Origin of the sequence: Pseudomonas sp. NPDC089422, from assembly GCF_044749405.1 — a bacterium.
Lineage (GTDB): Bacteria > Pseudomonadota > Gammaproteobacteria > Pseudomonadales > Pseudomonadaceae > Aquipseudomonas.
Genome location: NZ_JBIVHW010000005.1, coordinates 87,737 through 112,770, shown reverse-complemented (window position 1 = coordinate 112,770; position 25,034 = coordinate 87,737). Strand labels below are relative to the sequence as shown.

Genomic DNA, 25,034 nt, shown 5'->3' with positions numbered 1-25,034 from the left:
GCCCGGTATCACTCAGTCCCGCACGTGGGTTGCAAGGACGATTTCAGGTGCTGTTGTGGAACATTACTATCGCGAACTGGTGAGCTTCCTGAGTGCGCGCCTGGGCAACCGCCAGGCTGCGGAGGACGTTGCCCATGATGCCTATCTGCGGGTGCTGGAGCGGGCCGATAGCGGGCAGATCGAGCATCCGCGAGCGTTTCTCTACCGTACGGCACTCAACCTGGTGATCGACCGGCACCGGCGCCACCAGGTGCGCCAGGCCGAATCCCTGGATGCGCTGGATGCCGATGGGCGTTTTCTCAGTGCCGAATTGCAGCACGACATGCAGCTTGATCAGCGCCTGGCCTTGATGCAGAAGGCTCTGGATGAACTGAGCCAGGTGTGCCGGGACTGCTTTCTGTTGCGCAAGCTCGATGGCCTTTCACATCAGCAGATTGCAGAGCGCCTGGGAATCTCCCGCAGCCTGGTGGAAAAGCACATCGTCAACGCCATGAAGCATTGCCGTGTGCGCATGCGGCAGTGGGAGTCCTGAACGCGAGGTGAAGGGCAGGTGAAAATTCTGCGTGATGGCCACTTGATTTCTCCCTGTTTCCCGACAACTATCTAGATTGACCCCTCCAGGTACAGCCCTGGTGGTTGCCTGTTTCTGGCGCAGTTTGGTCAGGGAGCTGTCCCTTTTCACCTGACGGCCCAGGTCCGACAATGACAAACAAGACCCTGCGCATCCTGATTGCCGACGAGCACCCGCACCAGCGCCTGCAGCTGGAAAAACTGCTCAATGGCCTTGGCTATTACCGGATTGCCCCGGTCGAATCCTTCGAAGAGTTGCAGCGCCTGGTGCAGTGCGCCTTGCAGCCGTTCAACCTGCTGCTGGGCAACATCGAGCTGGCCAGCCATGCTGGCGTCGACCTGGCACGTTTCTGCCGGGTCAGCACGCAGATCCAGCATGCCCTGCTTTACCATTCGCAACACTTGAAAGTGCCTATCGTGCCGCAGACCGAGCGCCAGGCCGTCAGCGTGAGCCTGCCGCAGGCGCCGGACAACGACGCGCTGCAATCCTTCATGGCGATCATCGACAGCCCTGTACTGGTCGGCAAGATTGCCGTGCCTTCCGGGCTGGCGGGTGGCGCGGTCCATGCGCGCAAGCCGAGAAACTTCGGCCACACCGTCTTCAGCCGTTAGTGGCGTTGCTGGGGCAAGGCGGCGGGCATTTGCTATCCTCTTGCCCTTTGCCGATCTGCGGACCCCTGCCATGACTGCCATCGATACCGCTCGCCCGCCCCGGTTCAGCCGCGGCGACCACCGGACCCTGGGCCTGGCGGCACTGGGCGGCGCGCTGGAAATCTACGATTTCATCATCTTCGTGTTCTTTGCCCTGATCCTCAGCCAGCTGTTCTTTCCGCCGGAAATGCCCGAGTGGCTGCGCCTGCTGCAGAGCTTCGGCATCTTTGTCACGGGTTACCTGGCGCGGCCGCTGGGCGGCATCCTGATGGCCCATTTCGCCGACCACCTCGGGCGCAAACGGGTGTTCAGCCTGAGCATTCTGATGATGGCCTTGCCGTGCCTGCTGATCGGGGTGATGCCGACCTATGCCGACATTGGCTATGCGGCCCCGTTGATCCTGTTGGCGCTGCGCATCCTGCAAGGCGCCGCAGTGGGCGGCGAGGTGCCAAGTGCGTGGACCTTCGTCGCCGAACATGCGCCAAACGGGCGTCGTGGCTATGCCCTGGGCTTTCTGCAGGCGGGGCTGACCTTCGGTTACCTGCTGGGTGCGCTGACGGCCACACTGCTGGCGCAGCTGTTCACGCCGCAGGAAATTCTCGATTACGCCTGGCGTTACCCGTTCCTGCTCGGTGGGGTGTTTGGCGTGATCGGTGTGTGGCTGCGCCGCTGGCTCAGCGAGACTCCGGTGTTCCTGGCCTTGCGTGAGCGCCAGGCGCAACCGGTCAGGTTTCCGCTACGGCGGGTGCTGGGCGAGCACCGCTCGGCGTTGATCCCGGCGGCACTGCTGACCTGCGTACTGACTTCCGCAGTGGTGGTACTGGTGGTGATTACCCCGACGGTGATGCAGCAACGCTTCGGTATGACGGCGGGGCATACTTTCGCCCTGAGCAGCGTGGGCATCGTCTTCCTCAATATCGGCTGTGTGCTGGCCGGGTTGCTGGTCGACCGCCTGGGCGCCTGGCGCGCACTGATGATCTACAGCCTGCTGCTGCCGCTGGGCATCGGTGCGCTGTACGCCAGCCTGGTGGGGCAGTGGGGCATGACCTGGCTGGCCTATGCGCTGGCTGGGCTGGCCTGCGGTGTGGTGGGGGTGGTGCCGTCGGTGATGGTCGGGCTGTTCCCGGCCGAGATCCGCGTTTCGGGGATTTCCTTCACGTACAACGTGGCTTACGCGCTGTGGGCCAGTATCACGCCGCTGGCGTTGATCGCACTGATGCCGTGGAGCCCGTGGGTGTGCGTCGGCTTCTGTCTGATCATGGGCACCGTCGGGCTGCTGACCGCCCTGTATTTCGGGCGTCGTGAGCCATTGGCGTTTGCCGCCGAGCCGATGCCGATCATGTGTGCTGACAAGTAGCAGTAGCCGATATGAAAAAGCCCCCGGTCCTCACGAACCGGGGGCTTTTTGTTGCTGCAAGGGCAGTGGCCTTACATGTTCGGGTAGTTCGGCCCGCCAGCGCCTTCAGGGGTGACCCAGGTGATGTTCTGGGCCGGGTCCTTGATGTCGCAGGTCTTGCAGTGCACGCAGTTCTGCGCGTTGATCTGGAAACGCTTGCTGCCGTCTTCCTGGCTGACCACTTCGTACACACCCGCCGGGCAGTAGCGCTGGGCCGGTTCGTCGTACAGCGGCAGGTTGCTGGCGATCGGCACGTTCGGGTCGGTCAGCTTCAGGTGGCAAGGTTGTTCCTCTTCGTGGTTGGTGCTGGAGAGGAATACCGAGCTGAGCTTGTCGAAGCTGAGCTTGCCGTCCGGTTTCGGGTAGTCGATCTTCTTCGACTCGGCGGCAAGCTTGAGGCAGGCGTAGTCCGGCTTGGTGTCGTGCAGGGTGAACGGCAGCTTGCCGTTGAACCAGTTCTGGTCGACATAGTTGAACGCACCACCGAACAGCGGGCCGAACTTGTGCAGTGCCGGGCCGAAGTTACGGCTGGCGAACAGTTCTTCGTACAGCCAGCTGGCCTTGAACGCGCTGACGTAGCCGTCGAGCAGATCGCCACCCTCGCGGCCGGCAGCCAGTGCGTCGGCTACGGCCTCGGCGGCGAGCATGCCGGATTTCATGGCGGTGTGGCTGCCCTTGATCTTCGAGAAGTTCAGGGTGCCGAGGTCGCAACCGATCAGCGCGCCGCCGTTGAAGACCATTTTCGGCAGCGAGTTCAGGCCGCCTTTGCAGATGGCGCGGGCACCGTAGCTGATGCGCTTGCCGCCTTCGAGGTACTGGCTCATCACCGGGTGGTGCTTGAGGCGCTGGAATTCGTCGAACGGCGACAGGTACGGGTTGGCGTAGGAGAGGTCGACGATCAGGCCGACCACCACCTGGTTGTTTTCCAGGTGGTAGAGGAACGAGCCGCCGGTGTTGTCCTTGCTGGTCACGTCCAGCGGCCAGCCAGCGGTGTGCACCACCAGGCCCTGCTCGTGCCTGGCCGGGTCGATTTCCCAGATTTCCTTCAGGCCGATGCCGTAGTGCTGGACGTCGGCTTCGCTGTCGAGGTTGAAGCGCTTGATCAGCTGCTTGCCGATATGGCCGCGGCAGCCTTCGGCGAACAGGGTGTACTTGGCACGCAGTTCCATGCCCGGGGTGTACAGGCCTTCCTTTGGATTGCCTTCGCGGTCGACACCCAGGTCACCGGTGACGATGCCGCGGACCACGCCGTTTTCGTCGAACAGCGCTTCCTGGGCAGCAAAGCCCGGGTAGATTTCCACGCCCAGGTTTTCGGCCTGCTGGGCCAGCCAGCGGCACAGGTTGCCCAGGGAGATGATGTAGTTGCCGTGGTTGTGCATGGTCTTGGGCACGAACAGGTCCGGGACCTTGGTCGAGCTGCCCGCGTCCTTGAGCACGTAGATATCGTCGCGCTTCACTTCGGTGTTGAGCGGTGCGCCGAGTTCTTTCCAGTCGGGGAACAGCTCGTTCAGGGCGCGGGGTTCGAACACTGCGCCGGAGAGAATATGAGCACCTACTTCGGAGCCTTTTTCCACCACGCAGACGCTGATCTCGCTACCGGCTTCGGCGGCCTTCTGCTTCAGGCGGCAGGCGGCGGACAGGCCCGCAGGGCCTGCGCCGACGATGACCACGTCGAATTCCATGTATTCGCGTTCCACAGGTTCTCTCCTACTCATCAAGGCTCGTGCTGTTGCTTTGTCTTATGGGTGCTTGCGTGCAGCGGCGCTTCACTGGCGCGAAACTGTAGCTACGCAATGGACGGACTACACCGTTTTGTCTTGGCGCGCATTATATCTACACCACTTGGCGGGTCCAATACAAACGTTTGTTTGAATTTGCCGGAGCCCAGTAAAATCACTGGAACGCGGCTGGAAGGTGACCGATTTGCCGTATTGACCGGATTGGGTGTTGCGGTCAAGATACGAGCGGTTTTACGTTCGCCGTAGGCTTGCAGCCGGGCGCAGGTACACCTCTAAAGACCAGGTGTGGAGCAGGGTTTTGCGGCCTTTGGCCGGTTTGTAGTGGAGTTTACACGCCACCACAGAAAATGACCCGTGGGTATTTGCCGCAACAGTCGCGACAAGACTGTTCGGTCACCATGAAGTTTGCCCCTGCCGGTACGTTTTCAGAGGTGCCCTTGTACCCACGCGCATCGCCGGGCTCTGCCCCTGGCGACTATCTATTCACCGGAGAGTAACGAGGAATCCATGAAGGTTCTTGTAGCTGTCAAACGAGTGGTCGACTACAACGTCAAGGTTCGCGTCAAGGCGGACAACTCCGGCGTCGACCTTGCTAACGTCAAGATGTCCATGAACCCCTTCTGCGAAATCGCCGTGGAAGAAGCCGTACGCCTGAAGGAAAAGGGCGTTGCGACCGAGATCGTTGTCGTCTCCGTCGGCCCGACCACCGCTCAGGAGCAGCTGCGTACTGCCCTGGCCCTGGGTGCCGACCGCGCCATCCTGGTTGAAGCCGCTGACGAGCTGAACTCCCTGGCTGTGGCCAAGGCACTGAAAGCCGTTGTCGACAAGGAGCAGCCGCAGCTGGTGATCCTCGGCAAGCAGGCCATCGACAGTGACAACAACCAGACCGGCCAGATGCTGGCCGCGCTGACTGGCTTTGCCCAGGGCACCTTCGCCTCCAAGGTCGAAGTCGCTGGCGACAAGCTGAACGTCACCCGTGAAATCGATGGCGGCCTGCAGACGGTTTCGCTGAATCTGCCTGCCATCGTCACCACCGACCTGCGCCTGAACGAGCCACGCTACGCGTCGCTGCCGAACATCATGAAGGCCAAGAAGAAGCCGCTGGAGACCGTCACTCCAGATGCGCTGGGCGTTTCCCTCGCCTCCACCAACAAGACCCTGAAAGTCGAAGCCCCGGCTGCCCGCAGTGCTGGCATCAAGGTCAAATCGGTGGCCGAACTGGTCGAGAAGCTGAAGAACGAAGCGAAGGTAATCTAAATGACTATCCTGGTTGTCGCTGAACACGAAAAAGGTGCCGTAGCCCCGGCCACCCTGAACACTGTCGCCGCTGCCGCCAAGATCGGTGGTGATGTGCACGTGCTGGTCGCAGGCGCAAACGTCGGTGGCGTTGCCGAAGCCGCTGCCAAGATCGCTGGCGTGGCCAAGGTGCTGGTTGCCGATAACGCTGCCTACGCCCACGCATTGCCGGAAAATGTCGCGCCGCTGATCGTCGAGCTGGCCAAGGGCTACAGCCACGTGCTGGCCCCGGCCACCACCAATGGCAAGAACATCCTGCCGCGTGTTGCCGCGCTGCTGGACGTCGACCAGATCTCCGAGATTATCTCGGTTGAATCGGCCGACACCTTCAAGCGCCCGATCTACGCCGGTAACGCCATTGCCACCGTGCAATCGAGCGCGGCCATCAAGGTCATCACCGTGCGTACCACCGGCTTCGACGCCGTGGCCGCCGAAGGTGGCTCGGCTGCGGTTGAAGCGGTTGGTGCTGCGCACAACGCTGGCATCTCTGCCTTCGTGGGCGAAGAGCTGGCCAAGTCCGACCGCCCAGAGCTGACCGCTGCCAAGATCGTCGTTTCCGGCGGCCGTGGCATGGGCAACGGTGACAACTTCAAGCACCTGTACAGCCTGGCCGACAAGCTCGGCGCTGCCGTCGGTGCCTCGCGCGCCGCGGTCGACGCCGGCTTCGTGCCGAACGACATGCAGGTCGGCCAGACCGGCAAGATCGTCGCGCCGCAGCTGTACATCGCCGTCGGTATCTCCGGCGCGATCCAGCACCTGGCCGGCATGAAGGACTCCAAGGTGATCGTCGCGATCAACAAGGATGAAGAAGCGCCGATCTTCCAGGTGGCCGATTACGGCCTGGTCGCTGACCTGTTCGAAGCCGTTCCGGAGCTGGAAAAGCTGGTCTGATCCGCCTGCTTCACTTATAAAGAAGCCCGGCCCTAGCACAGAGGGCCGGGCTTTTTTGTTGCCGGGCAAGGAGTGAAGGATGGTATTGCGCGAAGCGGGCAGGGTGCTGGCATGCATGATGGCGCTGCTGTCGCCGGTGGTAATGGCGGCAGGCAAGTGCGAGCGGCTGGTGGCAACCGGCAGCCCGGACGCACCGCCGTATTCCTGGCAAGATCCGAGCGACCTGAAACACCTGATCGGTGCCAACGTCGACCTGCTGCGCCAGGTGCTTGGCGAGCTGGGGGTGAAAGTCGAGGTGCTCAGCGCCGGTCGCCGCGATCAAGCGCTGGAGGAAGTGCGCAGCGGGCGCATGGACCTGCTGCTCGATACCCCCATGCAAGTGGAGCAGCTGACTGCGCTGGACTACATCCACCCGCCCTTGCAGCTCAATGAATACCTGGTCTGGACGCGCCATGACGGCACGCTGGAGTTCGAAGGCCCGGCCGACCTGGCCAAATACCAGGGCAGCCTGTCCGAGCGTGCGCGCCTGACCCCGGCGTTCACCGCCTTCGCCAAGGCCCAGCTGAAACTGGTGCCGGCGCAGAACCTCACGCAGGCCTTCCAGAAACTGGTGCTGGGCCAGGTGGATTATGTATTGGCCGGGCGCTACTCGGGCATGGCCATGACCCAGAGCCTGGGCATGAGCAACAACCTCATCGCGCGCGGCTTGCCAGTGGACCGCCCTGGCCTGTACTTGGCCGTGTCGCACAATTCGGCCTGCAATGACGCGTGGTTGCGTGGGCAATTGGCGAAAAAGCTGACAGAATTGCCGATCTCCGGTGCGTCCGAAGCCGTGCTGCAACGTAATGTCGAGCGTTGGAAAGCGCAGATGCAAGTGCAGGCGGACGCCCCAAAACATTAGGAAGAGTGCGTGAGAACCCAATCCCTGATCCTAGCCGTGGCCGTGCTCGGCCTGGCCGGCTGTGCCAATGACCCGGCGCCCAATGAGCAGATGCGAATTTCCGAGCAGGCGCTGGAGCAGGCCAAGGCGGTCGGTGCCACCGACCAGGTCGAGGCACTGAAGCTGGCCGAAGACAAGTTCGCCCGGGCCAAGACCAACATGCTGACCGAGGACTACCGTGACGCACGCATGCGTGCCGAACAGGCCGAGCTGGACGCTCGCCTGGCCGAGGCGCAGGTGCTGAACCAGAAGAGCGAAGAGCAGCTTCAACTGCTGCAAACGCGGGTCAAGCGCCTGCGCAAGCAACTGGAGGTGCAGCCATGATGCGCCTGAATGCGAAAACCGCGCTGGCACTGCTGGTGCTGACGGCCGGCTTGCAGGGTTGTGCCAGCCAGCGCAGTTCGGCGGCGCTGGATGAGGCGACCGTGGCCTTCCAGAAGGTCAAGGACGATGCCGACGTGCTGCGCAGCGCCCCGCGTGACGTGATCCGTGCCGGTGAGTCGCTGTCCCGCGCCGAGCGCCTTTCCGGTTACATCGGTACCGGCAGCGACGTGCGCCATTATGCCTACCTGAGCCAGCGCTACAGCGAGATTGCCAGCGAGCACGCCAAGCTGGCGCTGAGCGAGGAGCGTCGGGCCAAGCTCGACCTCGAACGCCAGCGTCTGCAGTTGGCCCTACGTGAGGCCAAGCTGGCCAGTGTGCAGCAGCAGGGCAAATGGGTGGAGAACCAGATTGCCGCGTTGGCCTCGGAGCAGGCCGACCGAGGTCTGGTGATGACCTTGAGTGACGTGTTGTTCGACACCGGCAGTGCCGACCTGAAGAACTCGGCCAGCCGCACCGTGCTCAAGCTGGTGCAGTTCCTTCAGCTCAATCCGCGTCGCGTGGTGCGGATCGAGGGCTATACCGACAGCACCGGTACGCCAGAAGACAACCTCAAGCTGTCGCGCGATCGTGCCCAGTCGGTGGCTGACATGCTGGTCGACCTGGGGATCGATGAGAAACGCCTGCAGGTCGAAGGCTATGGCGACCAGTATCCGATCGAGGCCAATGCGTCGGAGCGGGGCAGGGCGCAGAACCGCCGGGTGGAAATCGTCTTCTCTGATGACAAGGGTCGACTCGCGCCGGCGCGCTGAAGTCGTTGAAAAGGGGCTGCAAAGCAGCCCCAGTTTTCATCGGCATCGCATGGATCAGTCGTTTTGACAGGTGTCACGCAACGGTATTGTTGACTACTTAGCCATCTGTCCCAGTACACTTTCCAACTGTTACGGTATGCTCTACCGTCAGTGAGTCGTACAAGAATAACGAGCCGCCTGCGCGTCGAGATACCGCCATGACCAACCTGCTGCTGTACCAGCGTATCGCCCAGCAACTGGCCGATGACATCCGTCGCGGTGTCTACCAGCCGGGCGAGCGTGTACCGTCCGTGCGCAAGATGAGCGCCCAGCTCAACGTCAGCCATGCCACGGTGTTGCAGGCTTACGCCAACCTCGAGGATCAGGGGCTGATCCGTGCCCGGCCGCAGTCGGGCTACTACGTGCATCAGACGCCCGCCCTGACCGCGCAGACGCCGGACATCGCCCGGGTCGAGCGCCCTGGCCTGGTCACGCGTGCCAGTATCATCCAGCAGGTACTGACCGAGGCGCGCCGTGATGGCGTGTTCCCGTTCGGCGCCGCCGTGCCGCACGTCGACTACCTGCCGGTACGCGCCCTGCACCAGCAGATTGCCAAGGTCACCCGCTTTCACAGCCCGCGTGCCTTCAGCTACATGTTCAGCCCAGGCTTCGAGCCGCTGCGTCGGCAGATCGCGATTCGCATGCGCGATGCTGGCGTGTTGGTCGACCCGCGTGAGGTGATCGTCACCCATGGCTGTGTCGATGCCTTGCAGATGTCGCTGCGGGTGCTGACCCGCCCGGGTGACCTGATTGCGGCCGAGTCGCCGACTTATTACGGGCTTCTGCAGTTGGCGGACCTGCTGGGGTTGAAGGTGATCGAGATCCCCAGTGACCCATCCACCGGCATCAGCCTTGAAGCGTTGCAGCTGGCCGCCAATCAGTGGTCGATCAAGGCCCTGGTGTTGACCACGCGCCTGAGCAATCCGTTGGGTGGCACGGTACCTGAGGAGCGGCAGAAGCAATTGCTGCGCCTGGCGTCGGACTTCGATATCCAGATCGTCGAAGACGATATCTACGGCGAACTGATGTTCGAGCAGGGCAAGACCAAGGCGCTCAAGGCCTTCGACCGGCTGGACCGGGTCATCTACTGCTCGAGCTTTTCCAAGACCCTTTCGCCCGGAGTGCGCGTCGGCTGGATGGTGGCGGGGCGTTATCAGGATGAAATCCAGCGCCTGCAGACCTTCACCACCCACTCGGCGTGCAGCGTGACGCAGATGGGTGTGGCGGCGTACCTGGAAAACGGTGGCTACGACCGGCATCTGCGCTATATCCGCCAGGAGTATCGCAAGAACCTCAGTGCCTACCAGTTGGCGGTTCAGCAACACTTCCCGGAAGGTACCCAGATGACCCGGCCAACCGGCGGTTTCATCCTCTGGGTCAGCCTGCCGGGGCGGGTCAATACCCAGGAGTTGCATGTGCGTGCGCTGGAGCAGGGTATCAGTATCGCGCCCGGGCTGATCTTCAGTAACACCGAGCAGTTCAACCACTGCATCCGGCTCAACTGTGGCATTCCGTGGAACAAGGAGGCCGAACGGGCGGTCATCACGCTTGGGCTTTTGGCCCAGCAATTATGCAGAGAGTCGCAGCCCTCGCTTTTGTAGGCTTGCCAGCAGCGGGCGGAACAGGGAGCATACGCACTTTTACAATTCCGCCTGCCTGTCGATGTCCATGAATCTGTTGCGTCGTGTCGCCCTGATGATCTGTATTGCGCCGTTCTGCCTGCCTTTTGGCGGGGTGCAGGCTGCGCAGCCTGCTGCCCAAGTGCAAGCGGGGCATGACAAGGCGGCCAAGCCTGTGGCAAAAACCAAGCCGGCGGCCAGCAAGGCCAAAGCCAAGCCCAAGCCCAAGCCGGTCAGCAAGGTGGCCACGCAGCCGTTGCCCAAAGCCAAGCTGGACCTGAGCTTGCCGACCGAGATGGTCAAGGATCTCGAGCCTGAAGTGGGTGATCCTTCGACACGGCGCAAACCTTTGCTGCCTGCCATGTTCACGGAAAAGCCGGAAACCAGCGACAGTCCATTCCAGCTCAACGGTCGCCTGATCAGCAACGAAATGCAGCTGCAGTTGCGCAATGACAGTCGCCATGAGGTGGAAGGCGCAGCAATCGATTTCCAGTTCCGCAACTGAGCCGCGACAACTGACTGTCGGGTCACGGCAGATTTCATCGGGCCAGCAATTTCAAACGTATGTTTGAGCGGTTACTATCCAGGGACGATCGTCCCGTTTTGTTCCAGGGAGTCTTGATTCAGCCATGAATTGTCGTGAGGGTTGTGGTGCCTGCTGCATCGCCCCGTCCATCAGCTCGGCGATGCCGCGCATGCCCCAGGGCAAGCCGGCCGGCGAGCGCTGCCTGCACCTGACAGCGGAAAACCTCTGCGACCTGTTCGGCAAGCCTGAACGGCCGGCGGTGTGCGGCGGGTTCAAGGCGGATATCGAGGTGTGCGGGAATGATCGCGACGAGGCAATCAGGATTCTTGGCTGGTGGGAGCAAATAACGGCGGCGTGAGAGGCTGGATCTTCGACAACAAGGATAAACATGATGAGATCGTTCAAGCGTATTGCACTGCTGTGTGGCGTGGGTGTCCTGCTGGCGCCAGCTGCCTGGGCTGAAAACTGGCAGGTGGCCAAGGACGAGGATGGGATCAAGGTCTCGCTCAGCGAGGTGCCGGGCTCCAAGTACAAGGCCTACCAGGGTGTGACCCTGATCAAGGCGCCGCTGGCCAAGGTCCAGGCGCTGCAGGAAGACGTGGTCGGGGCTTGCAAGTGGATTCACGAGTGCAAGTCGCAGAAACTGCTCAAGCGCGAAGGCGACCAGACCTGGACCTACACCCAGTTCAATACGCCATGGCCGGTGACGCCACGCGATTCCGTGTTGCATGTCACCACGGTCAAGGGCGCTGACGGCAGCCTGACCCGCAACCTGGTCGAAGAGCCGACCTACGTCCCGGAAGAAAAAGGCTTTGTCCGGGTGGCGAAGGTGCAGGGCTTCTGGAAGCTGGTGCCCAAGGGCGACAACACCGAGGTGACCTATCAGGTGCACACGGAGCCGGGGGGTAGCGTGCCTGCGATGGTGGCCAACAAGTTCGTCGTCGATTCGCCGTTCAATACCCTCAAAGGGTTGCGTGAACTGGCCCAAAAAAACTGAGTTAGGGCGCGATCCCGCGGGGATCGCGCAATGTCAATAAAAAAGGCTGCCCGAGGGCAGCCTTTTTGCGTTCGGCGCGTAGCGCTTACTTGCGGTCCTTCAGCTCGACGATGTCGCGCTGCAGTTCGCCGGTGTACAGCTGGCGAGGGCGGCCGATCTTGTACGGGCTGGAGAGCATTTCTTTCCAGTGCGAGATCCAGCCGACAGTACGTGCCAGGGCGAAGATCACGGTGAACATGCTGGTCGGAATACCGATCGCCTTCAGGATGATGCCCGAGTAGAAGTCGACGTTCGGGTACAGCGAGCGCTCGATGAAGTACGGATCGGTCAGGGCGATCTCTTCCAGGCGCATGGCCAGTTCCAGCTGAGGATCGTTCTTGATGCCCAGCTCGCCCAGGACTTCGTCGCAGGTCTTCTTCATCACGGTGGCGCGTGGGTCGCGGTTCTTGTAGACACGGTGACCGAAGCCCATCAGTTTGAACGGGTCGTTCTTGTCCTTGGCCTTGGCGATGTACTTGTCGATGTTCGAGACATCGCCAATCTCATCCAGCATGGTCAGGACAGCTTCGTTCGCACCGCCGTGGGCCGGGCCCCACAGTGCGGCGATACCGGCAGCGATACAGGCGAACGGGTTGGCACCCGAGGAGCCGGCCAGGCGCACGGTGGAGGTGGAGGCGTTCTGCTCGTGGTCGGCGTGGAGGATGAAGATCCGGTCCATTGCCTTGGCCAGCACCGGGCTGATCTGTTTGATCTCGCACGGGGTGTTGAACATCATGTGCAGGAAGTTTTCCGCGTACGACAGGTCGTTGCGCGGGTACATCATCGGCTGGCCCATGGAGTACTTGTAAACCATCGCGGCCAGGGTCGGCATCTTGGCGACCAGGCGCACCGCGGAGATTTCGCGGTGTTGCGGGTTATTGATGTCCAGGGAGTCGTGGTAGAACGCCGACAGGGCGCCGACCACGCCGCACATCACCGCCATCGGGTGAGCGTCGCGGCGGAAACCGTTGAAGAAGGACTTCAGCTGCTCGTGAACCATGGTGTGGTTCTTCACGGTGCTGACGAACTGGGCCTTCTGCTCGGCATTCGGCAGTTCGCCGTTGAGCAGCAGGTAGCAGGTTTCCAGGTAATCCGATTTCTCGGCGAGCTGTTCGATCGGGTAGCCGCGGTGCAGCAGCACGCCCTTGTCGCCGTCGATGTAGGTGATCTTCGACTCGCACGAGGCAGTCGCCATGAAACCAGGGTCGAAGGTGAAGTGACCAGTGGCCCCCAACCCGCGGACGTCGATTACATCAGGACCAACGGTGCCGGTTAAAATGGGCAGCTCGACGGGGGCAGCGCCCTCGATGACCAACTGCGCTTTTTTGTCAGCCATGTGGCCTCCTATTAATGCTTGAAATCATCAGACAGCCCCCCACGCAGGGCCCGCACCACTATAGAGAAGTAAATTCGAATGTCAATTTGCCTAAAGGCTGGTTGAAACGGCCTTCGAGGCCTGATTTTTCACGAATTTCTCGCCCATTTACGCCTTTTGCTCGCTAAAGGCAATGCGCTATTTGGGCTACCCCGTCACGTTGTCATAAGCAGCCTAACTGTCTATACTCGGCACCCGACTCCCAGGGGCTTGCAAGCCCGAACTGCTGGGGGTCGCCGTTCCCTGGGTGGTGGGTACCTGACCAGTACACTTACCAACAACTTTGCCCTGATTCGCTAGGGGCTCTTCAGTGTGAAAAAAGCCGTGAAAAGCCAACGACCTGTAAACCTAGACCTAAGGACCATCAAGCTTCCTGTCACTGCGTACACGTCCATTCTGCACCGTATCTCCGGCGTCATCCTGTTCCTCGGCCTTGCCATCATGCTTTATGCACTGGGCAAGTCGCTGGGTTCCGAGGAAGGCTTCGGTGAGGTGAAGGCGTGTCTGACCAGCCCGCTGGCCAAGTTCGTGACCTGGGGCCTGCTGTCCGCCCTGCTTTATCACCTCGTGGCAGGTGTACGCCACCTGATCATGGACATGGGTATCGGTGAGACGCTGGAAGGCGGCAAGCTGGGCTCGAAAATCGTGATCGTCATCTCCGTGGTGCTGATCGTTCTGGTGGGAGTTTGGGTATGGTAACCAATGTCACGAACCTGTCGCGTTCGGGCCTCTATGACTGGATGGCGCAGCGCGTATCGGCGGTCGTTCTCGCGGCTTACTTCATCTTCCTGATCGGCTACGTGGTCTGCCATCCAGGCATCGACTACACCCAGTGGCATGGTCTGTTCTCCAACAACGCGATGCGGATCTTCAGTCTGCTGGCCCTCGTTGCCCTGGGCGCTCACGCCTGGGTCGGCATGTGGACCATCGCCACCGACTACCTGACGCCGATGTCGTTCGGCAAGTCGGCGACTGCGATTCGTTTCCTGTTCCAGGCGGTATGCGGCGTTGCGATGTTCGCTTACTTCGTCTGGGGTGTGCAGATTCTCTGGGGTATCTGATCCATGGCTAGCATTCCAACCATTTCCTTCGACGCCATCATCATCGGTGGCGGCGGCGCCGGCATGCGCGCAGCGCTGCAGCTGGCCCAGGGCGGTCACAAGACTGCCGTAGTCACCAAGGTCTTCCCGACCCGTTCGCACACTGTATCCGCCCAGGGCGGCATCACCTGCGCCATCGCTTCGGCCGACCCGAACGACGACTGGCGCTGGCACATGTACGATACCGTCAAGGGTTCCGACTACATCGGTGACCAGGACGCTATCGAATACATGTGTCAGGAAGGCCCGGCTGCGGTCTTCGAGCTGGACCACATGGGCCTGCCGTTCTCGCGTACCGAAACCGGCCGTATCTACCAGCGTCCGTTCGGTGGTCAGTCCAAGGACTTCGGTAAAGGTGGCCAGGCCGCCCGTACCTGTGCCGCTTCCGACCGTACCGGTCACGCGCTGCTGCACACCCTGTACCAGGGCAACCTGAAAGCCGGTACCACCTTCCTCAACGAGTACTACGCCGTTGACCTGGTGAAAAACCAGGAAGGCGCCTTCGTCGGTGTGATCGCGATCTGCATCGAAACCGGCGAAACCATGTACATCAAGTCCAAGGCCACCGTTCTGGCCACTGGCGGTGCGGGCCGTATCTACGCGTCCACCACCAACGCCCTGATCAACACCGGTGACGGTATCGGCATGGCCCTGCGTGCAGGCGTACCGGTACAGGACATCGAGATGTGGCAGTTCCACCCGACCGGCATCGCCGGCGCCGGTGTACTGGTCACCGAAGGTTGCCGCGGTGAGGGTGGCTACCTGATCAACGCCCACGGCGAGCGCTTCATGGAGCGTTACGCGCCGAACGCGAAAGACCTGGCCGGCCGCGACGTGGTTGCCCGTTCCATGGTCAAGGAAATCATTGCCGGCAACGGCGTGGGCCCGAACAAGGACCACGTGCTGCTGAAGCTGGACCACCTGGGCGAGGAAGTGCTGCACAGCCGCCTGCCAGGCATCTGCGAACTGTCCAAGACCTTCGCCCACGTCGACCCGGTCGTCGCGCCGGTGCCGGTCGTTCCGACCTGCCACTACATGATGGGTGGCGTTGCCACCAACATCCATGGCCAGGCCATCACCATGGACGAAGAAGGCAAGGATCACATCATCCCTGGCCTGTTCGCCGTAGGTGAAGTGGCGTGCGTATCGGTACACGGTGCCAACCGCCTGGGCGGCAACTCGCTGCTCGACCTGGTGGTGTTCGGCCGTGCTGCCGGCCTGCACCTGGAAAAGGCGCTGAGCGATGGTATCGAGCATCTCGACGCCAGCGACACCGACATCGATGTTGCCCTGAACCGCCTGAACAAGCTCAACGAGCGTACTTCCGGTGAAGATGTTGCGACCCTGAAGCGCGAGCTGCAGAGCTGCATGCAGAACTACTTCGGTGTATTCCGTACTGGCGAATACATGCAGAAGGGTATCGAGCAGCTGGCCGGCCTGCGTGAGCGCATCGCCAACGTCAAGATCAACGACAAGTCCCAGGCCTTCAACACCGCGCGCATCGAAGCGCTGGAGCTGCAGAACCTGCTGGAAGTTGCCGAAGCTACCGCCATTGCGGCCGAAGCCCGTAAAGAGTCCCGCGGCGCTCACGCCCGTGAAGACTTCGAAGACCGTGACGACGAAAACTGGCTGTGCCACACCCTGTACTACCCGGGTGAGAAGCGCGTCGCCAAGCGTGGCGTCAACTTTGCGCCGAAGACTGTTCCAGCCTTCGAACCAAAAGTCCGGACTTACTAAGGGTGGCTGCTATGTTGAAAGTCGAAGTTTATCGTTACAACCCGGACACCGACTCGGCGCCCAAGATGGAGTCGTTCGACGTCGATACCGGCGGCAAGGACCTGATGGTGCTGGACGTGCTGGCGCTGATCAAGGAGAAGGACGAGGGCTTCTCGTACCGTCGCTCCTGCCGTGAAGGCGTTTGCGGTTCCGATGGCATGAACATGAACGGCAAGAACGGCCTGGCCTGCATCACCCCGCTGTCGGGCGTGGTCAAGGGCAACAAGCTGGTTCTGCGTCCGCTGCCAGGCCTGCCGGTCATTCGTGACCTGGTGGTCGACATGAGCATCTTCTACAAGCAGTACGAGAAGGTGAAGCCATTCCTGCAGAACGACACGCCAGCTCCGGCCATCGAGCGTCTGCAGTCGCCGGAAGACCGCGACAAGCTGGACGGTCTGTACGAGTGCATCCTGTGCGCCTGCTGCTCGACCTCCTGCCCGTCGTTCTGGTGGAACCCGGACAAGTTCCTGGGCCCGGCCGCGTTGCTGCAGGCCTACCGCTTCCTGGCCGACAGCCGTGACACCAAGACCCAGGAGCGCCTGGCGTCCCTGGATGACCCGTTCAGCGTATTCCGCTGCCGCGGGATCATGAACTGCGTCAACGTTTGCCCGAAGGGTCTGAACCCGACCAAGGCAATCGGTCACGTACGTAACATGCTGCTGCAAAGCGGCACCTGATACAAAACGTTGTAACTGCAGTAAGCCGAGGTGCGGGTGGTGAGCCCGCACTGAGGTAAAACCTGAGCAAGGGCCCACAAAGCCCGCGCTCGATACCTATGAAGATATGAGACCAGCAGGGGCTTTCCGGGCTGGTACCCGGAAAATCAGCAGGATCCAAGTGGCGTGGTTCAGTCGCTTTATTCGGACTTTTCCAGGTTTGCTGTGGCTCTCGCCGATCAGTCCCCTAACCGAGGGTGACCAAGCATGCAAGAAAGCGTGATGCAGCGCATGTGGGATAGCGCCCACCTTTCAGGTGGTAACGCTGCATATGTGGAAGAGCTCTACGAGCTCTACCTGCACGACCCTAACGCTGTGCCAGAAGAGTGGCGCACTTACTTCCAGAAGTTGCCAGCCGACGGCAGCACCGCTACCGATGTATCGCACTCGACGATCCGCGACCATTTCGTACTGCTGGCAAAGAACCAGCGCCGCGCCCAACCGGTTTCCGCCGGGAGCGTGAGCACAGAACACGAGAAGAAGCAGGTTGAAGTTCTGCGACTGATCCAGGCCTATCGTATGCGCGGCCATCAGGCTGCCAAGCTCGACCCGTTGGGGTTGTGGCAGCGACCTGCGCCTGTAGACCTGTCGATCAATCACTACGGCTTGACCAATGCCGATCTTGATACGACCTTCCGTGCCGGCGACCTGTTCATCGGCAAAGAGGAGGCGAGCCTACGCGACATCTTCGAGGCACTCCAGAAGACATATTGTCGCACCATTGGCGCCGAGTTCACCCACATTGTCGATTCCGAGCAACGCAGCTGGTTCCAGCAGCGCCTGGAAAGCGTGCGCGGCCGTCCGGAATTCTCGGTCGACGTGCAGACGCACCTGCTCGAGCGCGTGACCGCCGGTGAAGGCCTCGAGAAGTACCTGGGCACCAAGTACCCAGGCACCAAGCGTTTCGGCCTCGAGGGCGGCGAAAGCCTGATCCCGATGCTGGACGAAATGATCCAGCGTTCCGGCTCCTACGGCACCAAGGAAGTCGTGATCGGCATGGCCCACCGCGGCCGTCTGAACGTGCTGGTCAACACCTTCGGCAAGAACCCGCGCGAGCTGTTCGACGAGTTCGAAGGCAAGAAGATGAACGAGCTGGGCTCCGGTGACGTGAAGTACCACCAGGGCTTCTCCTCCAACGTGATGACCCCGGGTGGCGAAGTTCACCTGGCCATGGCGTTCAACCCGTCCCACCTGGAAATCGTCTCGCCAGTGGTGGAAGGTTCGGTGCGCGCCCGTCAGGACCGTCGCAACGACACCGTGGGTGACAAGGTTCTGCCGATCTCGATCCACGGCGACGCTGCGTTCGCCGGCCAGGGCGTGGTCATGGAAACCTTCCAGATGTCGCAGACCCGCGGTTTCAAGACCGGCGGTACCGTGCACATCGTGATCAACAACCAGGTTGGTTTCACCATCAGCAACCCGCTGGACGCACGCTCCACCGAGTACGCCACCGACGTTGCCAAGATGATTCAGGCGCCGATCCTGCACGTCAACGGTGACGATCCGGAAGCGGTGCTGTTCGTGACCCAGCTGGCCATCGATTACCGCATGCAGTTCAAGCGCGACGTGGTCATCGACCTGGTCTGCTACCGTCGCCGCGGCCACAACGAGGCCGATGAGCCGAACGGCACCCAGCCTTTGATGTACCAGCAGATCACCAAGCAGCGCACGACTCGTGAGTTGTACGCTGAGGCGCTGATCCAGGCCGGTCGCATCGATGCTGAGCGCGCTCAGGCCAAGATCGACGAATACCGCAATGCCCTGGACAACGGCCTGCACGTGGTGAAGAGCCTGGTCAAGGAGCCGAACCGCGAGCTGTTCGTCGACTGGCGTCCATACCTGGGCCATGCCTGGACCGCGCGTCACGACACCCGTTTCGACCTCAAGACCCTGCAGGACCTGTCGGCCAAGCTGCTGGAACTGCCGGAAGGCTTCGTCGTGCAGCGTCAGGTCGCGAAGATCTACGAAGATCGCCAGAAGATGCAGGCCGGTGGCTTGCCGATCAACTGGGGTTATGCAGAGACCATGGCCTACGCCACCCTGCAGTTCGAAGGTCACCCGATCCGCATGACCGGCCAGGACATCGGCCGTGGCACCTTCTCGCACCGTCACGCGGTGCTGCACAACCAGAAGGACGCCAGCACCTACGTACCGCTGAAGAACCTGTTCCCGGGCCAGCCGCGTTTCGACCTGTACGACTCCTTCCTGTCGGAAGAGGCAGTACTGGCCTTCGAATACGGCTACTCCACCACCACGCCGAACGCGCTGGTGATCTGGGAAGCCCAGTTCGGCGACTTCGCCAACGGTGCCCAGGTGGTGATCGACCAGTTCATCACCAGCGGCGAGCACAAGTGGGGCCGCCTGTGCGGTCTGACCATGCTGCTGCCACACGGTTATGAAGGGCAGGGCCCGGAGCACTCCTCCGCGCGCCTGGAACGTTACCTGCAGCTGTGCGCCGAGCACAACATCCAGGTCTGCGTACCGACCACCCCGGCACAGATCTACCACCTGCTGCGTCGCCAGGTCATTCGCCCGCTGCGCAAGCCGCTGGTGGTCCTGACGCCGAAGTCGCTGCTGCGCCACAAGCTGGCCATCTCGACCCTGGAAGACCTGGCAGAAGGTTCGTTCCAGACCGTGATCCCGGAAATCGACAGCCTCGATCCGGCCAAGGTCGAACGCCTGGTCCTGTGCAGCGGCAAGGTCTACTACGACCTGCTGGAAAAACGCCGTGCCGAAGGCCGCGAAGACATCGCGATCCTGCGTCTGGAACAGCTGTATCCGTTCCCTGAGGACGACCTGGTCGAAATCCTGGCGCAGTACACCAACCTCAAGCATGCGGTCTGGTGTCAGGAAGAACCGATGAACCAGGGCGCCTGGTACAGCAGTCAGCACCACATGCGCCGTATCCTGGGCCGCCACAACAAGGCGCTGGTCCTGGAATACGCCGGCCGCGACGCTTCCGCCGCGCCAGCCTGTGGTTACGCATCGAAGCACGCCGAGCAGCAGGAAAAACTGCTGCAAGACGCCTTCACTGTTTAATGCCTTCGCGCACCTGAAACCGAATTTAAGGAAACACAGATAATGGCTATCGAGATCAAAGCCCCAACCTTCCCGGAATCGGTTGCCGATGGCACCGTTGCCACCTGGCACAAGCAGCCGGGCGATGCCGTCAAGCGTGACGAGCTGATCGTCGACATCGAGACCGACAAGGTCGTCCTGGAAGTGCTGGCCACCGCCGACGGCGTGCTGGGCGCCATCGTCAAGGGCGAGGGCGACACCGTCCTGTCCGACGAAGTGCTGGGTTCGATCGTTGAAGGTGGTGCTGCCGCCGCTGCTCCAGCTGCTGCCCCGGCCGCTGCTGCTCCAGCTGCCGATGCAGCCGCCGATGCTGGCGAAGACGACCCGATCGCCGCTCCAGCCGCGCGCAAGCTGGCTGAAGAGAGCGGTATCGACCTGGCTACCGTTGCCGGCACTGGCAAAGGTGGTCGCATCACCAAGGAAGACGTCGTCGCCGCCGTCGCCAACAAGAAGTCGGCTCCGGCCCCGGCTGCCAAGCCTGCCGCTGCCGCTGCTGCTGCTGCTGCCCCGGTTGTCGTTGCCGCTGGCGACCGTACCGAGAAGCGCGTGCCGATGACCCGTCTGCGCGCCAAGATCGCCGAGCGTCTGGTCGAAGCCCAGTCGAACATGGCCATGCTGACCACCTTCAACGAAGTCGACATGACCGAAGTCATGGCCCTGCGTTCGAAGTACAAGGACCTGTTCGAGAAGACCCACAACGGCGTACGCCTGGGCTTCATGTCGTTCTTCGTCAAGGCCGCTACCGAAGCCCTGAAGCGTTTCCCGGCTGTCAACGCCTCGATCGACGGCAACGACATCGTCTACCACGGCTTCGCCGACGTCGGTGTTGCCGTGTCGAGCGACCGCGGCCTGGTGGTACCGGTACTGCGTAACGCCGAGTCGATGAGCCTGGCTGAAATCGAAAACGGCATTGCCACCTTCGGCAAGAAGGCCCGTGACGGCAAGCTGGCCATCGAAGAAATGACTGGCGGCACCTTCACCATCACCAACGGTGGTACCTTCGGTTCGATGATGTCGACCCCGATCGTCAACCCGCCGCAGGCCGCCATCCTTGGCATGCACAACATCATCCAGCGTCCGATGGCCATCAACGGCCAGGTCGTGATCCGCCCGATGATGTACCTGGCGCTGTCGTACGATCACCGCCTGATCGATGGCAAGGAAGCGGTAACCTTCCTGGTCACCATCAAGAACCTGCTGGAAGATCCGTCTCGCCTGCTGCTGGACATCTAACCCTCTGGCTGCGTACCGTGCCGGCCCTGGCTTCGCGAGAAGCCATGCCGCGCGGTTCGCGGCCTGTAGCTTGTAGCTGATAAGGAATCTTTTATGACCCAGAAATTCGACGTAGTGGTAATCGGTGCAGGTCCTGGCGGCTATGTGGCTGCCATCAAGGCCGCACAACTTGGTCTGAAGACTGCCTGTATCGAGAAGTACACCGACGCCGAGGGCAAGCTGGCCCTGGGCGGCACCTGCCTGAACGTAGGTTGCATCCCGTCCAAGGCGCTGCTGGACAGCTCCTGGAAGTACAAGGAAGCCAAAGAGAGCTTCAACGTCCACGGTATCTCCACTGGCGAAGTGAAGATGGACGTCGCCACGATGGTTGGCCGCAAGGCTGGCATCGTGAAGAACCTGACCGGTGGCGTTGCCACCCTGTTCAAGGCCAACGGCGTTACCTCGATCCAGGGCCACGGCAAGCTGCTGGCGGGCAAGAAGGTCGAAGTCACCAAGGCTGACGGCACCACCGAAGTCATCGAAGCCGAGAACGTGATCCTCGCTTCCGGCTCGCGCCCGATCGACATTCCGCCGGCTCCGGTCGACCAGAACGTCATCGTCGACTCCACCGGCGCCCTGGAATTCCAGGCCGTACCGAAGCGCCTGGGCGTGATCGGTGCTGGCGTGATCGGCCTGGAACTGGGCTCGGTATGGGCTCGCCTGGGTGCTGAAGTCACCGTCCTGGAAGCCCTGGACACCTTCCTGATGGCTGCCGACACCGCCGTGTCGAAAGAAGCCCAGAAGACCCTGACCAAGCAAGGCCTGGACATCAAGCTGGGCGCTCGCGTCACCGGCTCGAAAGTCAACGGCAACGAAGTCGAAGTGACCTACACCAACGCCGAAGGCGAGCAGAAGATCACCTTCGACAAGCTGATCGTCGCGGTTGGCCGTCGTCCGGTGACCACCGATCTGCTGGCTGCCGACAGCGGTGTGACCATCGACGAGCGTGGCTACATCTTCGTCGATGACTACTGCGCTACCAGCGTTCCAGGCGTATACGCCATCGGTGACGTGGTGCGTGGCATGATGCTGGCACACAAGGCCTCGGAAGAGGGCATCATGGTCGTCGAGCGCATCAAGGGCCACAAGGCTCAGATGAGCTACGACCTGATCCCGTCGGTCATCTACACCCACCCGGAAATCGCGTGGGTCGGCAAGACCGAACAAGCCTTGAAGGCCGAGGGTGTTGAGGTTAACGTAGGCACCTTCCCGTTCGCGGCCAGCGGCCGTGCGATGGCAGCCAACGATACCGGTGGTTTCGTCAAGGTCATCGCCGACGCCAAGACCGACCGCGTCCTGGGTGTTCACGTGATTGGCCCATCGGCTGCCGAACTGGTACAGCAGGGCGCAATCGCAATGGAATTCGGCACCAGTGCCGAGGATCTGGGCATGATGGTCTTCAGCCATCCAACCCTGTCCGAAGCGCTGCATGAAGCAGCGCTGGCAGTGAATGGCGGCGCCATTCACGTGGCCAACCGTAAGAAGCGTTAATTATAAGAAACCACGGCGGGCTGCCCGTCGTGAGTCTTGCGTGCATGACTCACCGCGGAACGTCCGCCGGACCGGACTACACGGGAAAACCCGGGGTCAATGGTCACAGGTGGTGCGGCGCCAGCAATGGCGCAGCGCCGAAGCGCAGTACCTAACGAAGACGGTAAAAAGCATGAATCTTCACGAGTATCAGGGTAAGCAGCTGTTCGCTGAATACGGCCTGCCAGTTTCCAAGGGTTTCGCTGTCGATACCCCTGAGCAAGCGGCTGAAGCCTGCGACAAGATCGGCGGTTCGGAGTGGGTCGTTAAGGCTCAGGTCCACGCCGGTGGTCGCGGTAAAGCGGGCGGCGTCAAGCTGGTTCGCAGCAAGGAAGACGCCAAGGCGTTCGCTGCGCAGTGGTTGGGCAAGAATCTGGTGACCTACCAGACTGACGCCAACGGTCAACCAGTCTCCAAGATCCTGGTCGAGTCCTGCACTGACATCGCCAAAGAGCTGTACCTGGGCGCTGTAGTGGATCGTTCGAGCCGCCGTATCGTGTTCATGGCTTCCACCGAAGGTGGCGTGGACATCGAGAAAGTTGCTCACGAAACTCCTGAGAAGATCCTCAAGGCTACCATCGACCCACTGGTTGGCGCTCAGCCGTTCCAGGGTCGTGAGCTGGCGTTCCAGCTGGGTCTGGAAGGCAAGCAAGTTCAACAGTTCGCCAAGATCTTCGTTGGCCTGGCCAAGCTGTTCAAGGATCACGATCTGGCCCTGCTGGAAGTGAACCCGCTGGTGATCAAGGCCGACGGCGACCTGCACTGCCTCGATGCCAAGATCAACATCGACGCCAACGCCATGTACCGTCAGCCCAAGCTGAAGACCTTCCACGACCCGTCGCAGGACGACGCCCGTGAAGCCCACGCTGCCAAGTTCGAACTGAACTACGTTGCCCTCGAAGGCAACATCGGCTGCATGGTCAACGGTGCCGGCCTGGCCATGGGTACCATGGACATCGTCAACCTGCATGGCGGCAAGCCAGCCAACTTCCTCGACGTGGGCGGCGGCGCTACCAAAGAGCGCGTTACCGAAGCGTTCAAGATCATTCTGTCCGACAGCAATGTCGCGGCCGTTCTGGTCAACATCTTCGGCGGCATCGTTCGCTGCGACATGATTGCCGAAGGCATCATCGGTGCAGTGAAAGAAGTCGGCGTTAAAGTTCCGGTTGTCGTTCGCCTTGAAGGCAACAACGCCGAACTGGGCGCTAAAGTACTGGCAGAAAGCGGTTTGAACATCATTGCGGCCACCAGCCTGACCGACGCTGCTCAACAAGTTGTCAAAGCTGCGGAGGGCAAGTAATGAGCGTCCTGATCAATAAAGATACCAAAGTCATCTGCCAGGGCTTCACCGGCTCGCAGGGTACTTTCCACTCCGAACAAGCCATCGCCTACGGCACCAAGATGGTCGGCGGCGTTACTCCAGGCAAGGGTGGCACCACCCACCTGGGTCTGCCAGTGTTCAACACCGTCAAGGAAGCTGTGGAAGCTACCGGCGCTGACGCTTCGGTCATCTACGTTCCGGCTCCTTTCTGCAAGGACTCGATCCTGGAAGCAGCCTTCGGCGGCATCAAGCTGATCGTCTGCATCACCGAAGGCATTCCTACCCTGGACATGCTGGATGCCAAGGTCAAGTGCGACGAGCTGGGCGTGACCCTGATCGGCCCTAACTGCCCAGGCGTCATCACTCCGGGCGAGTGCAAGATCGGCATCATGCCAGGTCACATCCACCTGCCAGGCAAGGTCGGTATCGTTTCGCGTTCCGGCACCCTGACCTACGAAGCGGTCAAGCAGACCACCGACGCCGGCTTCGGCCAGTCGACCTGCGTGGGCATCGGCGGCGACCCGATCCCAGGCTCCAACTTCATCGACATCCTGAAGCTGTTCCAGGAAGACCCGAAGACCGAAGCGATCGTCATGATCGGTGAGATCGGCGGTTCGGCCGAAGAAGAGGCGGCTGCCTACATCAAGGCCAACGTCACCAAGCCTGTGGTTTCCTACATCGCTGGTGTTACCGCACCTGCGGGCAAGCGCATGGGCCACGCTGGCGCCATCATCTCCGGCGGCAAGGGCACTGCGGACGAGAAGTTCGCCGCGCTGCAGGACGCTGGTGTGAAGACCGTGCGTTCCCTGGCTGACATCGGCAAGGCCTTGGCCGAGCTGACTGGCTGGGAAGCCAAGAAGTAATTTAGCGACACCCCCCACGCGCACAGAGGCCACCTTCGGGTGGCCTTTGTCGTTCGTGGGTGTCGGTTTTTCCTGTGCTGGCCTCTTCGCGGGCAACATCAATTTTTTGATGGGTTTGATAGGAATTTTCGCGCAGACGAAAGTTTCAATACGGTGATAATTCCTAC

General features: G+C 61.4%; 23 protein-coding genes. 21 read left to right on the top strand and 2 right to left on the bottom strand.

What is annotated here, in order from left to right; genetic code table 11:
• Positions 1-55: 55 nt before the first annotated feature.
• The 3 genes from ACIPZ8_RS11230 (at position 56) to ACIPZ8_RS11220 (ending at position 2,578) form a co-directional block, all read left to right on the top strand.
• A complete protein-coding gene (locus ACIPZ8_RS11230; protein WP_400722701.1) occupies positions 56-532 on the top strand; it encodes a sigma-70 family RNA polymerase sigma factor in 477 nt (158 codons plus the stop codon).
• 170 nt (positions 533-702) lie between these two features.
• On the top strand, positions 703-1,182 hold the full coding sequence (locus ACIPZ8_RS11225) for a histidine kinase (RefSeq protein WP_400722699.1): 480 nt from the start codon (positions 703-705) through the stop codon (positions 1,180-1,182).
• A 70-nt stretch (positions 1,183-1,252) separates the two neighbouring features.
• Positions 1,253-2,578, top strand: a complete 1,326-nt coding sequence (locus tag ACIPZ8_RS11220; RefSeq protein ID WP_400722696.1) for an MFS transporter — start codon at positions 1,253-1,255, stop codon at positions 2,576-2,578.
• 71 nt (positions 2,579-2,649) lie between these two features.
• Here ACIPZ8_RS11220 and ACIPZ8_RS11215 read toward each other — a convergent pair whose 3' ends face one another.
• Entirely contained in the window at positions 2,650-4,332 is a 1,683-nt protein-coding gene (locus ACIPZ8_RS11215; protein ID WP_400722693.1) for an electron transfer flavoprotein-ubiquinone oxidoreductase, read from the bottom strand.
• 531 nt (positions 4,333-4,863) lie between these two features.
• Between ACIPZ8_RS11215 and ACIPZ8_RS11210 the strand changes: the two genes are divergently transcribed.
• The 9 genes from ACIPZ8_RS11210 to ACIPZ8_RS11170 all read left to right on the top strand — a co-directional run bounded on the left by ACIPZ8_RS11210 (position 4,864) and on the right by ACIPZ8_RS11170 (position 11,797).
• A complete protein-coding gene (locus ACIPZ8_RS11210; RefSeq protein ID WP_294337555.1) occupies positions 4,864-5,613 on the top strand; it encodes an electron transfer flavoprotein subunit beta/FixA family protein in 750 nt (249 codons plus the stop codon).
• Positions 5,614-6,543: an electron transfer flavoprotein subunit alpha/FixB family protein gene (locus ACIPZ8_RS11205; RefSeq protein ID WP_400722690.1), complete on the top strand. Its 930-nt coding sequence runs from the start codon at positions 5,614-5,616 to the stop codon at positions 6,541-6,543.
• A 79-nt stretch (positions 6,544-6,622) separates the two neighbouring features.
• Positions 6,623-7,444 carry a substrate-binding periplasmic protein gene (locus ACIPZ8_RS11200; protein ID WP_400722687.1) on the top strand — a complete coding sequence of 274 codons (822 nt, stop codon included), beginning with the start codon at positions 6,623-6,625 and terminating at the stop codon, positions 7,442-7,444.
• Positions 7,445-7,453: 9 nt separating this feature from the next.
• On the top strand, positions 7,454-7,807 hold the full coding sequence (locus ACIPZ8_RS11195) for a DUF4398 domain-containing protein (RefSeq protein WP_400722684.1): 354 nt from the start codon (positions 7,454-7,456) through the stop codon (positions 7,805-7,807).
• Positions 7,807-8,616, top strand: a complete 810-nt coding sequence (locus ACIPZ8_RS11190; RefSeq protein ID WP_400723284.1) for an OmpA family protein — start codon at positions 7,807-7,809, stop codon at positions 8,614-8,616. The genes ACIPZ8_RS11195 and ACIPZ8_RS11190 overlap by 1 nt, the downstream gene beginning before the upstream one ends.
• Before the next feature lie 197 nt (positions 8,617-8,813).
• Positions 8,814-10,256 carry a PLP-dependent aminotransferase family protein gene (locus tag ACIPZ8_RS11185; RefSeq protein ID WP_027921315.1) on the top strand — a complete coding sequence of 481 codons (1,443 nt, stop codon included), beginning with the start codon at positions 8,814-8,816 and terminating at the stop codon, positions 10,254-10,256.
• A gap of 67 nt (positions 10,257-10,323) precedes the next feature.
• Positions 10,324-10,779 carry a hypothetical protein gene (locus tag ACIPZ8_RS11180; RefSeq protein ID WP_400722681.1) on the top strand — a complete coding sequence of 152 codons (456 nt, stop codon included), beginning with the start codon at positions 10,324-10,326 and terminating at the stop codon, positions 10,777-10,779.
• Positions 10,780-10,903: 124 nt separating this feature from the next.
• Positions 10,904-11,158, top strand: a complete 255-nt coding sequence (locus ACIPZ8_RS11175; protein WP_060512817.1) for a YkgJ family cysteine cluster protein — start codon at positions 10,904-10,906, stop codon at positions 11,156-11,158.
• A gap of 30 nt (positions 11,159-11,188) precedes the next feature.
• Positions 11,189-11,797 carry an START domain-containing protein gene (locus tag ACIPZ8_RS11170; protein ID WP_400722678.1) on the top strand — a complete coding sequence of 203 codons (609 nt, stop codon included), beginning with the start codon at positions 11,189-11,191 and terminating at the stop codon, positions 11,795-11,797.
• 85 nt (positions 11,798-11,882) lie between these two features.
• Here the strand turns inward: ACIPZ8_RS11170 and gltA are convergent, their stop codons facing one another.
• Positions 11,883-13,172, bottom strand: coding sequence for a citrate synthase (gene gltA, locus ACIPZ8_RS11165; protein WP_400722675.1), 1,290 nt, complete (start codon positions 13,170-13,172; stop codon positions 11,883-11,885).
• Positions 13,173-13,523: 351 nt separating this feature from the next.
• On the opposite strand from gltA, the gene sdhC reads away from it, so the two are divergent.
• The 9 genes from sdhC to sucD all read left to right on the top strand — a co-directional run bounded on the left by sdhC (position 13,524) and on the right by sucD (position 24,867).
• Positions 13,524-13,910 (top strand): succinate dehydrogenase, cytochrome b556 subunit, encoded by a 387-nt coding sequence (gene sdhC / locus ACIPZ8_RS11160; RefSeq protein ID WP_012315350.1) that lies wholly within the window; start codon positions 13,524-13,526, stop codon positions 13,908-13,910.
• The gene (sdhD, locus tag ACIPZ8_RS11155; protein ID WP_027921320.1) at positions 13,904-14,272 is read left to right on the top strand and encodes a succinate dehydrogenase, hydrophobic membrane anchor protein; all 369 of its coding nucleotides are present in this window, start codon (positions 13,904-13,906) and stop codon (positions 14,270-14,272) included. Before sdhC ends, sdhD begins: the two co-directional genes overlap by 7 nt.
• A gap of 3 nt (positions 14,273-14,275) precedes the next feature.
• On the top strand, positions 14,276-16,048 hold the full coding sequence (gene sdhA / locus ACIPZ8_RS11150; protein ID WP_400722673.1) for a succinate dehydrogenase flavoprotein subunit: 1,773 nt from the start codon (positions 14,276-14,278) through the stop codon (positions 16,046-16,048).
• 11 nt (positions 16,049-16,059) lie between these two features.
• Positions 16,060-16,764: a succinate dehydrogenase iron-sulfur subunit gene (locus ACIPZ8_RS11145; protein WP_012315348.1), complete on the top strand. Its 705-nt coding sequence runs from the start codon at positions 16,060-16,062 to the stop codon at positions 16,762-16,764.
• Positions 16,765-17,010: 246 nt separating this feature from the next.
• Positions 17,011-19,842, top strand: coding sequence for a 2-oxoglutarate dehydrogenase E1 component (locus tag ACIPZ8_RS11140; protein WP_103446608.1), 2,832 nt, complete (start codon positions 17,011-17,013; stop codon positions 19,840-19,842).
• 42 nt (positions 19,843-19,884) lie between these two features.
• Positions 19,885-21,114 (top strand): 2-oxoglutarate dehydrogenase complex dihydrolipoyllysine-residue succinyltransferase, encoded by a 1,230-nt coding sequence (gene odhB, locus ACIPZ8_RS11135; RefSeq protein WP_400722669.1) that lies wholly within the window; start codon positions 19,885-19,887, stop codon positions 21,112-21,114.
• A 93-nt stretch (positions 21,115-21,207) separates the two neighbouring features.
• Positions 21,208-22,644 (top strand): dihydrolipoyl dehydrogenase, encoded by a 1,437-nt coding sequence (lpdA, locus tag ACIPZ8_RS11130; RefSeq protein ID WP_400722667.1) that lies wholly within the window; start codon positions 21,208-21,210, stop codon positions 22,642-22,644.
• A 172-nt stretch (positions 22,645-22,816) separates the two neighbouring features.
• The gene (gene sucC / locus ACIPZ8_RS11125) at positions 22,817-23,983 is read left to right on the top strand and encodes an ADP-forming succinate--CoA ligase subunit beta (protein ID WP_011534748.1); all 1,167 of its coding nucleotides are present in this window, start codon (positions 22,817-22,819) and stop codon (positions 23,981-23,983) included.
• A complete protein-coding gene (gene sucD, locus ACIPZ8_RS11120; RefSeq protein ID WP_016393102.1) occupies positions 23,983-24,867 on the top strand; it encodes a succinate--CoA ligase subunit alpha in 885 nt (294 codons plus the stop codon). The genes sucC and sucD overlap by 1 nt, the downstream gene beginning before the upstream one ends.
• Positions 24,868-25,034 lie beyond the last annotated feature (167 nt).